Origin of the sequence: Ruegeria sp. HKCCD6604, from assembly GCF_013110635.1 — a bacterium.
Taxonomy (GTDB): Bacteria; Pseudomonadota; Alphaproteobacteria; order Rhodobacterales; family Rhodobacteraceae; genus Ruegeria.
Genome location: NZ_WVQW01000003.1, coordinates 163,135 through 176,219 on the forward strand (window position 1 = coordinate 163,135; position 13,085 = coordinate 176,219).

At 59.1% G+C, this 13,085-nt stretch carries 14 protein-coding genes; 9 read left to right on the top strand and 5 right to left on the bottom strand.

Annotated features, from left to right (window positions below):
- Positions 1–38 precede the first annotated feature (38 nt).
- Positions 39–818: an IclR family transcriptional regulator gene (locus GS614_RS10810; RefSeq protein ID WP_152460586.1), complete on the top strand. Its 780-nt coding sequence runs from the start codon at positions 39–41 to the stop codon at positions 816–818.
- Between the two features lie 34 nt (positions 819–852).
- Complete coding sequence (locus GS614_RS10815; protein WP_152460585.1) at positions 853–2,205, top strand: aminotransferase class III-fold pyridoxal phosphate-dependent enzyme; 1,353 nt, start codon at positions 853–855, stop codon at positions 2,203–2,205.
- Between the two features lie 33 nt (positions 2,206–2,238).
- Here the strand turns inward: GS614_RS10815 and hpaR are convergent, their stop codons facing one another.
- Positions 2,239–2,679, bottom strand: a complete 441-nt coding sequence (gene hpaR / locus GS614_RS10820; RefSeq protein ID WP_152460584.1) for a homoprotocatechuate degradation operon regulator HpaR — start codon at positions 2,677–2,679, stop codon at positions 2,239–2,241.
- A gap of 105 nt (positions 2,680–2,784) precedes the next feature.
- Between hpaR and GS614_RS10825 the strand changes: the two genes are divergently transcribed.
- Genes GS614_RS10825 through GS614_RS10855 form a run of 7 tightly spaced genes read left to right on the top strand, consistent with a single transcriptional unit; the run spans position 2,785 to position 9,763 of the window.
- The gene (locus tag GS614_RS10825) at positions 2,785–3,183 is read left to right on the top strand and encodes a 5-carboxymethyl-2-hydroxymuconate Delta-isomerase (protein ID WP_171726257.1); all 399 of its coding nucleotides are present in this window, start codon (positions 2,785–2,787) and stop codon (positions 3,181–3,183) included.
- Positions 3,184–3,186: 3 nt separating this feature from the next.
- The gene (gene hpaE, locus GS614_RS10830) at positions 3,187–4,695 is read left to right on the top strand and encodes a 5-carboxymethyl-2-hydroxymuconate semialdehyde dehydrogenase (RefSeq protein WP_171726258.1); all 1,509 of its coding nucleotides are present in this window, start codon (positions 3,187–3,189) and stop codon (positions 4,693–4,695) included.
- A gap of 54 nt (positions 4,696–4,749) precedes the next feature.
- A complete protein-coding gene (gene hpaD / locus GS614_RS10835) occupies positions 4,750–5,592 on the top strand; it encodes a 3,4-dihydroxyphenylacetate 2,3-dioxygenase (RefSeq protein WP_171118157.1) in 843 nt (280 codons plus the stop codon).
- A 58-nt stretch (positions 5,593–5,650) separates the two neighbouring features.
- On the top strand, positions 5,651–7,048 hold the full coding sequence (locus GS614_RS10840; RefSeq protein WP_171726259.1) for a pyridoxal-dependent decarboxylase: 1,398 nt from the start codon (positions 5,651–5,653) through the stop codon (positions 7,046–7,048).
- Positions 7,045–7,899, top strand: coding sequence for a fumarylacetoacetate hydrolase family protein (locus tag GS614_RS10845; protein ID WP_171726260.1), 855 nt, complete (start codon positions 7,045–7,047; stop codon positions 7,897–7,899). The genes GS614_RS10840 and GS614_RS10845 overlap by 4 nt, the downstream gene beginning before the upstream one ends.
- A complete protein-coding gene (gene hpaH, locus GS614_RS10850; protein WP_171726261.1) occupies positions 7,896–8,696 on the top strand; it encodes a 2-oxo-hept-4-ene-1,7-dioate hydratase in 801 nt (266 codons plus the stop codon). Before GS614_RS10845 ends, hpaH begins: the two co-directional genes overlap by 4 nt.
- An 11-nt stretch (positions 8,697–8,707) precedes the next feature.
- Complete coding sequence (locus tag GS614_RS10855) at positions 8,708–9,763, top strand: aldolase/citrate lyase family protein (RefSeq protein WP_171726262.1); 1,056 nt, start codon at positions 8,708–8,710, stop codon at positions 9,761–9,763.
- Between the two features lie 99 nt (positions 9,764–9,862).
- Here GS614_RS10855 and GS614_RS10860 read toward each other — a convergent pair whose 3' ends face one another.
- Genes GS614_RS10860 through paaG form a run of 4 tightly spaced genes read right to left on the bottom strand, consistent with a single transcriptional unit; the run spans position 9,863 to position 13,011 of the window.
- The gene (locus tag GS614_RS10860) at positions 9,863–10,459 is read right to left on the bottom strand and encodes a TetR family transcriptional regulator (protein WP_171726263.1); all 597 of its coding nucleotides are present in this window, start codon (positions 10,457–10,459) and stop codon (positions 9,863–9,865) included.
- A gap of 3 nt (positions 10,460–10,462) precedes the next feature.
- Complete coding sequence (gene paaK / locus GS614_RS10865) at positions 10,463–11,773, bottom strand: phenylacetate--CoA ligase PaaK (RefSeq protein WP_171118144.1); 1,311 nt, start codon at positions 11,771–11,773, stop codon at positions 10,463–10,465.
- A gap of 24 nt (positions 11,774–11,797) precedes the next feature.
- A complete protein-coding gene (gene paaI / locus GS614_RS10870; protein ID WP_171170296.1) occupies positions 11,798–12,223 on the bottom strand; it encodes a hydroxyphenylacetyl-CoA thioesterase PaaI in 426 nt (141 codons plus the stop codon).
- Between the two features lie 2 nt (positions 12,224–12,225).
- A complete protein-coding gene (paaG, locus tag GS614_RS10875) occupies positions 12,226–13,011 on the bottom strand; it encodes a 2-(1,2-epoxy-1,2-dihydrophenyl)acetyl-CoA isomerase PaaG (protein ID WP_152460574.1) in 786 nt (261 codons plus the stop codon).
- Positions 13,012–13,085: the final 74 nt, after the last annotated feature.

The window sequence follows — 13,085 nt, forward strand, 5'->3', positions numbered from 1 at the left end:
TCTGTCAAGTATTACCTGAGCAAGAGGACCACACGCACATGGGTACAGCCCTTAACGCCCTAAAAATGCTGGACTACTTTTCCAATGCCCGCCCTGAGATCGGGCTGAGTCACCTGGCGCGGTTGTCCGGGCTAAACAAAGCAACGGCGTTGCGGCACCTGCGCGCGCTCGAGGAGTTCGGGTTGATCGAGCAGAATCCGATGACGAAATCCTATGCGATCGGGCCGGCGGCTTTGCGTTTGGCCGCGCTGCGAGAGATCGCCAGGCCCGGCATCGAGGGCGCGCGCCAAAAGATGCAGGCCGCTATGCAGGTGGTCGGTGAATCCCTGCATCTGTCTTTGCTTGAGAAAACGGGGTTGCAGACGGCGCTTGTGGTGGAAACAACGCAGCACAGTGTCCGCGTCAGTCTGGATCCCAGCGAGATGCTTCCGCTCAATGCGACGGCATCAGGTCTTTGCATGCTCAGTTTCGGGCCGGCTCACCTCTTGGAGCAGTTGGATCAGCACGTGCAGGCACGGTTTACACAAGCCACGCTTACTGATCCGAAGCTTATCAAGGAACGGGTCGCAAAGATCAGAGTTTCAGGCTGGGCCGACAGCCGAGGCAGTTACGAAGAAGGTGTTTTTGGATATGCCGCGCCGATCTTCGGCATCGATCAGGTCGCATTGGGTACCATCGCGATAGCTGTCCCGGAAACCCGGGCAACCAGCGACCGCCTTCCGGCAATACTGTCCACGCTGCATTCACTTTCGGCTGATCTGACTGCTGGTTTTGGCGGCCAGTTGCCCGACTCCTTTCCAACCGGATTCCACCCGTGACCCAGGGCGGATTCAACACTCGGAGACCCGCGACATGAAAGACTCCAACTTTCTGAAGGAAAACAACGCCCGGTACTTCTGGCACCCGATGGCGCACCCTGCCGACAGCCGGAAGAACCCACCGACCATTCTCAGCGGTGGTGAAGGGGTCAACATCACTGATGTCGATGGCCACACGGCGCTGGACGCCGTGGGGGGGTTGTGGAACGTCAATCTGGGCTATTCCTGTGAACCGGTGAAACAGGCCATAGCGGATCAGCTGAACGCGTTGCCCTATTACTCGACCTTTCGCGGCACCAGCAACGACAAGGCGATCGAGCTGTCCTATGAGCTGGCCCAGTTCTTCGAGGCCGACGGGCTGACCCGTTCATTCTTTACGTCGGGCGGGTCGGATTCGGTCGAAATTGCGCTGAAGCTTGCGCGTCAATATCACAAGGTCCGGGGTGAAGCAGGGCGCACCAAGTTCATCAGCCTGAAGCAGGGTTATCACGGCACCCATTTTGCCGCCGCTTCCGTCAACGGCAACCAGAAATTCCGCGCGGTGTATGAGCCGATGATGCCCGGCTGTTTTCACGTGCCTGCGCCGTGGACCTATCGCAACCCGTTTGACGAAACCGACCCCGAGCGTCTGGCGCAGCTTTGCGTCAAGGCGCTTGAGGCCGAGATCGCTTTTCAGGGTGCAAACACTGTTGCCGCCTTCATCATGGAGCCGGTGCTGGGCGCGGGAGGTGTGATTCCGCCACACAAGAGCTTCATGCCCATGGTGCGCGAGGTCTGTTCGAAACACGGCATCCTGCTGATCTCGGACGAGATCATCACCGCCTTTGGTCGTACCGGCAGCGAGAGCGGTGCGCGGCACTGGGGTGTTCAGCCCGACATCATGACGACGGCCAAGGCGATCACCAACGGGTATTTCCCTTTTGGCGCGGCCATGATTTCCGGTGCGGTCGCAGAGGTGTTTGAAAGTGACACCACGGGCCTGGCATCCGTGGATCAGGGGTACACCTATTCTGGCCATCCGGTCGGGGCGGCCGCGGCCTTGGCCGCCCTGTCCGAGATCAACCGGCTGAGGATCTGGGAAAATGCTGCTGCGCGCGGGGACGAGTTGTTTGCCGGCTTGCAAAAGCTGGCCGACAAGCATGACGCGATCGGGGACGTGCGGGGCGGCGAGGGGCTGATGTGTGCATTGGAACTGGTTTCGGACCGGGCGACCAAGGCGCCTGTCGCAAAACACCTGCCGCTTCAGGTTCAGAAAGCCGCATATGAAGATGGCGTGATGGTGCGTGTGTCTGGCAACAACATCATTCTGTCGCCGCCGCTGATCGTCACTTCGGAAGATGTGGCCAAAATTCTGTCGGCGCTGGATACCGGTCTTGCCACTTTGTAGGTGGTCAACCGACCCCGTCGGAACCTGGCGGGGTCAGACTTTGATGGCTTGCAGCTCCTCGAGCAGGTCCAGCAGCTGATCCAGCTTCTCCTTGCCCATCTGCGTTTCGATATTGCTGGAGATCGCAAGTGAAGTGGCTAGGTTTTCCCTTAGGATGGTGCGGCCTGCTTCGGTGATCTTGACCATGGTGCGGCGTTTGTCGTCGCTGTCCTGACGGCGGGTGATCTGGCCGTCGGCCTCCATCGTGCGCAAAATGCGGGTCACGCTGGGCAGCAGCAAGCACGCCTCGTGCGCGATGGTGCTTTGCTCCACTTCGCCCAACTCGTCCAGAACGCGCAGGATGCGCCATTTCTGCTCGGTCAGTTGGATGCCTTGCAGCATATCCCGGATCGGAGCCATGACGGTTTCACGGGCACGCAGCAACGCGATCGGAAGGGACCGGGCCGTACTTTTGGAATGGCTTTGAGTGTTCATGCGGCCTTCTAGAACGCCGTTCCGTGAATTGCAAAGATTAACAAAGCAATCTCTTGACAGGGGGTGCATTAAAAACTAAACATGTTAACTAATAAAGGAGAGACCATGCCTCACTTCCACGTCGAATATTCCGGCAATCTTGAAGACAGGATCGACATGGATGGCCTGTGCGAGTGCATTCGGTCAACGGCGGCTGGAATCGAGACCTTTCCCATGCCCGGTATTCGTGTGCGCGCGACACGGGTCGATCATTACGCCATAGCGGACGGCAACCCGGCGCACGGGTTCATTGATATCTCGATCCGCCTGCGGGCAGGCCGATCCGCGGATGTCAAAGAGGATGCGACACAGCGCATATTCGAGGCGGTCAAAACATATCTGGCGCCGGTTTTTTCACAGCATTCCATCGCGCTCTCGCTTGAGATGCGTGACATCGACCCCAAGCTGTCGCCCAAGGCCGGTACGATCCGCGACCACCTGTCGGCGACCACGCAGGAGATTTGACGCATGAGCGCATTGGACACAAACATCGAAAAGCTGAACGGCTTTCTGGACCGGTTCCGGGAAACGGGCATCCGCAACCGTATCGCGGGTGAAGACCGGGACGGATCCGCCGGAGTGTTTCAGTCGGTCTCGCCCGTCGATAAATCCGTGATCTGTGATGTTGCCCATGGCACGGCAGTTGACATCGACGCGGCGGCCCAGGCCGCCCACGCAGCCTTTGCCGAATGGCGAGACATGCCCGCCACCCAACGCCGTCGCATCTTGTTGAATGTGGCTGATGCCATAGAAGCGCGCGCCGAGGAAATAGCGCTGTGCGAGTGCTGGGACACGGGGCAGACCCTGCGTTTCATGTCAAAGGCAGCTTTGCGCGGGGCAGAGAACTTCCGGTACTTTGCGGATCAGGTGATAAAGGCGCGGGATGGGCAGCACCTGAAGTCTCCGACGCTGATGAATGTGACGACCCGTGTGCCGATTGGCCCGGTCGGCGTGATCACCCCATGGAACACGCCGTTCATGCTGTCGACCTGGAAGATCGCGCCGGCCCTGGCTGCGGGTTGCACGGTGGTTCACAAACCCGCCGAGGATTCCCCTCTGACGGCCCGCCTTCTGGTGGAAATCGCCGAACAGGCAGGGCTGCCCAAAGGTGTGCTGAACACGGTCAACGGGTTTGGCCCCGACGCTGGCAAGGCTTTGTGCGAGCATGCGCTGATCAAGGCCATTGCCTTTGTGGGCGAAAGCCGTACCGGCAGTCTGATCGTCAAGCAAGGCGCAGATACCCATAAGCGCAACCATCTGGAACTGGGTGGAAAAAACCCGGTTGTCGTGTTTGATAATGCGGATCTGGACCGCGCTTTGGATGCCGTGATCTTCATGATCTATTCGATCAATGGCGAGCGCTGCACCTCGTCTTCGCGGCTTTTGGTGCAGGACACGATTAAGGAAGACTTCGAAGCCAGATTGATTGAGCGCGTCAACAACATCAAGGTGGGCCACCCCTTGGACCCCGATACCGAGATCGGGCCGTTGGTGACCGAAGAACACTACACCAAGGTCACGAGCTATTTCGACATCGCCAAGGAAGATGGCGCAACTGTCGCCGCTGGCGGCGTCACGGTGGGGGATGCGGGCTATTTCGTCCGGCCGACCCTGTTCACCAATGCCACCAACCAGATGCGCATTGCGCGTGAAGAGATATTTGGCCCTGTCCTGACCTCGATCCCGTTCTCGACCGAGGATGAGGCGCTGGAGATCGCCAACGACACGCCATATGGCCTGACCGGCTATGTCTGGACCAATGATCTGACCCGCGCGCTTCGGTTTACAGACAGGCTGGAGGCTGGAATGATCTGGGTGAATTCCGAGAACGTGCGTCACCTGCCCACGCCGTTCGGTGGGGTCAAGGCGTCCGGCATCGGCCGGGATGGCGGCGACTGGAGCTTTGAATTCTATATGGAACAGAAACATATCGGCTTTGCCACCGGTCAGCACAAGATCATGCAGTTGGGTAAATAGATCACGTAGGCCGACCCCGGCTGGGGCAAGCCCATTACACGAGGAGGAATTGCCATGGGAAAGATAGTACAGGCCGCAAAGATCACGCATGTACCCAGCATCTGGATGTCCCACACGATGCCAAAGTACAAGGGCATCCGGCAATCCGCCATTGATGGATATGCACGCCTGCGTCAGGACGCGATCGACCGCGGGGTCGAGACGTTCATCGTGTTCGACACCCATTGGATCACCAATCAAGGGTTTCACCTGAACACGAAGGAACATCACAAGGGCCGGTTCATAAGTCACGAACTGCCGCATATGTTGGCGGATATGGAGTTCGACTATCGCGGCGATCATGAACTTGGGGAAACCATCCTTGACGTTCTGCGCGAACGGGGAGAGCGGGCGCTGGGCCATTCGCACCCCGACATGGGCATGGAATACGGCACCCTCCTGCCGATGCATTTCATCAATGATGGCGTGAATGCCCGGGTTTTGCCGGTGGCGGTCAATCAATTCTCGTCGATTGCGGAAAACCGGGCCTGGGGCGAGGCCATTGCCGAGGGTATCCGACGTTCGGACCGCAATGTATCCATTCTGGCGTCCGGCTCGCTCAGCCACGACTTTACGCCGAATGAACGCTCGGTCGACGGGCTGAATGCCGTGAATGGCGAGTTCAACCGCCAGATGGACATGCGCGTTCTGGAGCTGTGGCAGCAGGGCCGATTTGAAGAGTTTCTGGAAATGCTGCCGGACTATGCAAAAAAATGCACCGGTGAATGCGCCATGAATGACACCGCTTTGCTGTTTGGTGCGTTGGGGTGGGGAAGCTACAAGGGTGAGATCGACATTTACACCCCGTATTTCGGCAGCTCTGGCACCGGTCAGGCCAATGTCAGCTTTTCGGTGTGACGCACGCAACGGAACAAAAGGATTTGGCGGTGATCCCGTCACAAAGGAAAGTCAGTAGATGAACTGGGACACGTTTTCGTATTGGGGTCAGCACATCTCGAAATGGGCGGCGGATTATCACAAGACACTTGCTGAACGTCCCGTGCGGGCGCAGACCGCGCCGGGGGAAATCGCGGCACAGCTTGTTGCAACGCCACCCGAGACAGGCGAGCCGATGGACGCCATCATGGCCGATTTCGAACGGATCGTGATGCCGGGCATTACCCATTGGCAGCATCCGCGCTTTTTTGCGTATTTCCCGGCCAACGCTGCACCCCCGTCCATGTTGGCCGAGATGCTGGTGACGACCATCGCGGCCCAATGCATGTTGTGGCAGACCTCGCCTGCCGCGACCGAGGTCGAGGGCGTCATGGTCGACTGGCTGCGGCAGGCCCTTGGATTGCCCGAGGGTATGACCGGCGTCATACAGGACAGCGCCTCTTCGGCCACCTTGTCGGCGGTACTGACCATGCGGGAACGGGCCACCGGCTTTACCGGCAATCGGGAAGGCCTGAACGCCAAGGGGGCGTTGCGGATCTATTGTTCCGATCAGGTGCATTCGTCGATTGACCGGGCATGCTGGGTTGCCGGGATCGGTCAGGACAATCTGGTCAAGTTGCCCACGCAGGGGTCGAATTTCGGGATTGTTCCCTCGGCGCTTGAGGCCGCCATTCAGAATGACGTCGCCGCCGGACATATCCCGGCCGGGATCGTTGCAATTACCGGTGGCACAGGTGTGGGGGCCTGCGATGATCTGATGGCCGTGGCTGATATTGCCCAAAAATACGACCTCTACACCCATCTCGACGCCGCCTGGGCGGGTTCGGCCATGATCTGCCCCGAATTCCGCAGGGCTCTGTGGCAGGGCGCCGACCGCTATGACAGCATCGTCTTCAACCCGCACAAGTGGATGGGTGCGCAATTCGATTGTGCGATCCAGTTCCTGAGGGACGCCACGCCGCAGCTCGATACGCTGAAAATCGAACCGGAATACCTCAAGACGACCGGAGCCGAGGTGACGAATTACTCAGAGTGGACCATCCCACTGGGCCGCAGGTTCCGGGCGTTGAAAATCTGGTTCCTGTTGCGGTCATATGGGTTGGAGGGATTGCGCGAACGCATCCGCAACCATGTGGCATGGGCCGGCGAACTGGCGGAAAAGATTGGTGCGATCGAGGGGTTCGAGATCACAACCGGCCCGATCCTCAGCCTGTTTTCCTTCCGCTGCCCGGGGGACGATGCTCAGCAGCAGCGTCTGGTGGACGCGCTGAATGACGACGGCCGGATTTACCTGACGCAGGGCATGTTCGACGGCCGCAAGATTATCCGCTTTCAGGTCGGGCAGTTCGATACCACCCGCGACGACGTGTTGATGGCCGCGGACGTGATCCGGGACGTGTGGGAGGCCATGAAATGAAGCTTGCAACTTTCGTTTCGGGCGAAGAACGTTTCTTCGGGGCAATCACCGATGGTGGTGCAATTGCATTGAATCCGGAATTCCCCGAACACGCCAGCCTCTACGAGGTGATCGCGGCCGGTGCATTTGATCAACTGGCGGAAGCCGCCGAGGGCAAACCGGTCACCCATTCCGAGTTTACCTATGACATGGTGATGCCGGATGCCCGACGTATCCTTTGTGTCGGGGTGAACTTTCCCGACCGGAACGCGGAATACAAAGATGGCAGCGCGCAGCCCGAATACATGTCCCTGTTCCCGCGTTTCGCCAGTGGCTTTACCGGCCATGACCGGCCTCTGATCCGCCCGCCGGAAAACCACACGCTGGACTACGAAGGCGAAGTTGCCATCGTGATTGGCAAGGCGGGCCGCCGCATTCCACAGGAAGACGCGTATGATCACATCGCCGCGCTGACGTTGTGCAATGAGGGAACCATTCGCGACTGGGTTCGGCACGCCAAGTTCAATGTCACACAAGGCAAGAACTGGGACAAGTCCGGGGCGATCGGCCCGTGGCTGGTTCCGTTCACGGATGCGGCTCAGCTGGATGAGGCGCGTCTTCAAACCCGTGTGAATGGCGAGCTGCGGCAGGATGATACGCTGAACCGCATGATGTTCCCGATCCGGCGCGAGATCGAATATATCTCGACTTTCATGACGCTTCAGCCCGGCGATATCATTGTGACCGGTACACCGACCGGGGCGGGCGCGCGGTTCGATCCGCCGAAATTCCTGGCACCCGGTGATGTGGTCGAGGTCTCGGTCGACGGTATCGGTACTCTGCGAAACACGGTTGAGGACGAAAAAGTATGACGCCCGAAGACCATGCTCGCGCGGCCGCTGATCTGTTGCAGGCGGAACGAACGCATGAACAGATTGGCCTGCTCAGCCTGCGCCACCCCGAGATGGGCATGGATGACGCTTACGAGGTGCAGAACGCCATCTGTCGCCAGAAACTGTCCGAAGGGCGCAAGGTGATCGGGTGGAAGATCGGCCTGACTTCGAAAGCCATGCAATACGCGTTGAACATCGACATTCCTGACAGTGGAATTCTGTTTGACGACATGGTGTTTGCACAGGGTGCCACCGTTCCGGCCGGGCGCTTCATCCAGCCCCGGATCGAGGCCGAAATTGCCTTTGTCATGAAATCGGCCATGGGCGGGGGGAACGTGTCCCGCGCAGATATCATCGCGGCGACGGATTACGTCGCGCCGTCCATCGAAATTCTGGATACGCGGATTCAACGGGTGGATCCCGAAACCGGCAAGGCCCGTACGGTGTTTGACACGATCAGTGACAATGCCGCCAATGCCGGTATCGTTTTGAGCAACGATCGCCACAGGGTGGATGCCTTTGATCTGCGATGGGTTGGGGCGCTGACCTTCCGCAATGGCGAGATCGAGGAAACCGGTCTGGGCGCGGGGGTGCTGAACGATCCGGTCGAAAGCGTCGTTTGGCTGGCGCGACGCATGGCGCAATACGGTCAGAGCATCGCGCCGGGCCAGATTGTTCTGTCCGGCAGCTTCATCCGCCCGGTCGAATGCCCCCCGGGAACAGAAATCCACGCGGATTTCGGACCGTTTGGCTCAGTTGATATCAATTTCGCCTGAAAGGAGCGCCAATGCCTGCGCCAATCAATTCGTTCAAGGCCGCGCTGACGTCGGGAACCCCTTTGATCGGGTGCTGGATCGGCTTGGCCAATGCCTACACCGCCGAGATCGCCGCAACCGCGCAGTTTGACTGGCTGCTGGTCGACGGAGAGCATGCGCCAAACGATCTGCGCTCGATCCTCGAGCAGGTGAGGGTGATTGAAGGATCTGGCAGTACCCCTGTCGCACGCCTGCCGATTGGCGAGACCTGGATGATCAAGCAATATCTTGATGCCGGTGTGCAGAACATTCTGGTGCCGATGGTCGAAAGCGGCGATCAGGCGCGCGAACTGGTGCGGGCCGTGCAGTATCCACCCCGTGGCGTTCGGGGCGTAGGTTCCGCTTTGGCGCGGGCCTCGCGTTTTGCGGCTATCCCGGATTATCTGAAAACGGCGGACGAGCAGATCTGTCTTTTGGTGCAGGTCGAAAACAGGCTTGGGCTGGAGGCGCTGGACGACATCCTGGCGACCGACGTCGATGGGGTGTTCGTCGGCCCGTCGGATCTGGCCGCAGATATGGGCCATATCGGCGATGCCGGGCACCCGGACGTGATCGAGGCCGTTCTTGATGCGATCCGGCGCATCGTTGCGGCAGGCAAGCCGGCAGGGATATTGTCGCTGGACCCGGTCATGCAGCGAAAATGCCTGGATCTGGGGGCAACATTCGTGGCCACGGACATCGATGTGACTTTGTTCGCCAAGGCAATCCGGGCCGCTGCCGCTGATGGGCTCAGCCTGCTGCCCGATCAGGTGGCTTCGGGAATCGCGCAGACAGGCGCGGCGTCGAAATACCTGCAACAGCTTTGCAAACACTGGTCGCACAAGGCTCAGGTAACACTCGATGAAACACAAGGCAGCGTGAGCTTTCCGGACGGGAACCGCGTCACCCTTTCGGCGGGCGACACCAGCCTGACCGTAATCGCCGCCACCCGGGCGCGCGGTGATCTGGCCCGATGGCAACAGGTCATCGAGGCTCATCTGGCGCGTTTTGCGTTTCGGGAAGAGTTCCGTATTGATTGGTCAGGATGAGGAAAACACGTTGCGGCCCTGAACCTGCTATTGTGGCAACGGGTCAAAGGCAGGCACCCCTGTGTTGGATTTGGAACGGGTTTGCCCAAAAGGCCTGAGCTAGAGCTTCTGGATACCATGGACGGTCAGAGTGCTGACCAGATCGGCATAGTCTTCGCGGGCCTTGGGCCCTGCTCCGCTGTTCCACATGTAATACCAGTTCAGCATCCCAAAAACTGACATCGTGGTGCCGCGCAGCTTGTCCTTGTCATCGTTGAAGGCTGTCGGGGCCAGCTCTTTCAGGATGTCGCGCACAAAATTCACCAATTCCAGCTGATACCCGCGCAGAAGTTTCTGCTGTTCCTCGGTCAAGGCGCTCATGCCGCTGATCTGCACCCGGTGTTCGTCATCTGCGCCTTGGTAGGCAAACAGGATTTCGCGCACCGCTTTCCGCAGCTTATGTTCAGACGTAAGACCGTTCAGATCCACATTGCAGATACGGTCGCGAAGCTCGCGCAGGTAGGTTTCAAGGATGTCATACAAGATGGCATCCTTGCTGTCGTAATAGTGGTAGATGTTTGCCTTGGAAATCCCGCACTCTTTTGCCAACAGGGTCATCGAGGCGCGATCAAACCCTTGGTCGGCGAACACTTTGGCGGCCGTTTTCAGGATTTGCTTCCGCTTCTGGTCGTGATCTTTGGCGATTGTACGGGCCACGGCTTATTCCTTATCGCGATTGTCGACGACGCGCTTCGCCTTGCCCTGAGAGCGTTCGACGTCGCCGGGGTCACCTACAACAATTTCCGTTGAGACGCCAACGACGTCCTTGATCCGCTTGGTCAGCATCCGTGCCGCGGCCGTCTTGGATAGTTCGTCGGTGGAATCCGGGGACGATTCAACATAAACCCGCATGGCGTCCATGCGGCCGGATTTGTACAGCTCGATCTGATAATAAGGGGCAAGGCCCCCCGTCGCCATGACCTGTTCTTCGATCTGGCTGGGAAAGACGTTGACGCCGCGCAGGATCATCATGTCGTCGCTGCGACCGGTGATCTTGGCCATCCGGCGCATGGACCGTGCTGTCCCCGGCAACAGGCAGGTAAGATCGCGCGTGCGATAGCGGATCATCGGCAAACCTTCCTTGGTCAGGGTCGTGAACACCAACTCGCCAGTTTCGCCATCGGGCAGGACCTCTCCGGTCGCGGGATCAATGATTTCAGGCAGGAAGTGATCTTCCCAGATCACCGGGCCATCCTTGGTTTCCACGCATTCATTGGCCACCCCGGGCCCCATGATTTCGGACAGGCCATAGATGTCGACCGCATGCATATCAAACGCATCCTCGACTTCGGCGCGCATGGCGTCTGTCCAGGGCTCGGCACCGAACACGCCAACCTTCAGCGAGCTTTCACGCGGGTCGAGCCCCGCCTTGTGGAACTGTTCAAGGATATTGAGCATATAGGAAGGCGTAACCATGATCCCGTCGGGGCGGAAATCGTTGATCAGGTTGACTTGCTTTTCGGTTTGCCCGCCGGACATGGGGACGACGGTCGCGCCAAGCCGCTCGATCCCGTAATGTGCGCCAAGACCGCCGGTGAACAACCCGTAACCATAGGCATTGTGCACCATGTCCCCCTTGCGCAACCCCGATGCGCGCAGGGACCTTGCGCCCAGATCCGCCCAATTGTCGATGTCGTTTTTCGTGTAGCCCACCACCGTCGGCTTGCCCGTCGTACCGGACGAGGCGTGCAGGCGAATGATCTGGCTGCGTGGAACGGCGAACAGGCCGAACGGATAGTTGTCACGCAGATCATTCTTGTACGTGAACGGAAACTTCGCCAGATCCGAAAGCTGCTGAAGATCGTCAGGATGCACACCGGTTTCGTCAAACCGTTGCTTATACATCGGAACGTTCTCATAGGCGTGGCGAACGGACCATTTGAGGCGTTCAAGTTGCGTCGCGCGGATTTCGTCGATCGAGGCGATCTCGATCGGGTCCAGATCCGCTTTGTTTGGGGAAAGGTCTTCCATCGCGTCACTCCTCCAGTCGCGAAGCTATTCCTGAAAATTCTGCCCGCCGACCGCGCGGGACATTCCGCGAAATTCGGCGATCAGGGTGTTGTCTTGGTTGGTGACGCGCACGTCATAGATGCCACTGCGGCCGGTGACGGCAACCTCTGACGCGATTGCGGTCAGATGGTCCCCTTTTTTTCCGGGCGCGAGGTAGCTCATCATCGTATGCTGGCCGACGGTTGCCACGTTACGGCTGTTGCAGGCGAAGGCAAAGGCGCTGTCGGCCAGAGCATGAGTGACGCCCCCGTGGCAAATGCCGTGCCCGTTGCAGTGATGGTCCCCGACTGTCAGGGTCAGAACTGCACGGCCTTCGTCGACTTCGACCAGATCCATCCCGAACCATTTGCTGGCTTGGTCATTTGCCCACATCGCTTCAGCGGATTTCGTGGCACGTTCTTTGGGCGTCATCATCAGCGTCCCTGGAAATTCGGTGCCCGCTTTTCAAGAAAACTGGATACGCCTTCGGCGTAATCCGCGCTTTCCCCGCAGGTCTTCATTGCGTCTGCTTCGATCTCGAGCTGATCCGAGAGGGACGTGGTGGCAGCCGTTTGAATGCACTGTTTTGTCAGCCCGAGCCCGAGGGTGGGGCCGTTTGCCAATTGCGCGGCAAGTGCGCGCGCTTCGGTCATCAATTGATCATCGGCCACCGCCTTCCAGATCAGCCCCCAATCTTCGGCTTGCTTGGCCGGAAGGGGTTGGGCTGTCAGGGCCAGCCCCTTGGCGCGCGCCTCGCCCAACAGGCGCGGCAAGTGCCAACTGCCGCCCGTGTCGGGAATCAGGCCCACCTTGGAAAAGCTCTGAATGAATTTCGCACTTTCCGCGGCCAGAACCATATCACAGGCCAGCGCCAGATTTGCACCCGCCCCGGCGGCCACTCCGTTCACGGCGCAGATCACCGGGATATTCATCGACCGGATCAACCGGACAAGAGGGGCATAGAATCTGCGTACCGTTTTGCTTAGATCCGGCGGGCCATCCATTTTCGATGGGTCGCGATCGCCGAGGTCCTGACCGGCACAAAAGCCTCGTCCGGCACCGGTCAGCAATATCGCGCGGGCCCCGCCGTCGCGCGCGGCTTTCAGCGCATCCTGAAGCGCCAGGTGCATTTCTTCATTGAACGAGTTCAGCTTGTCCGGGCGGTTCAGGGTGATTTCGGCCCAGTTCCCGTTGTCTTGTACAAGAATCGTATCGCTCATGACTGTCTCATCTGGTCTCGTTTCAACTTAATCATTGCATTAACCGAACGGTTGGTCAATATATAAACCCGAAC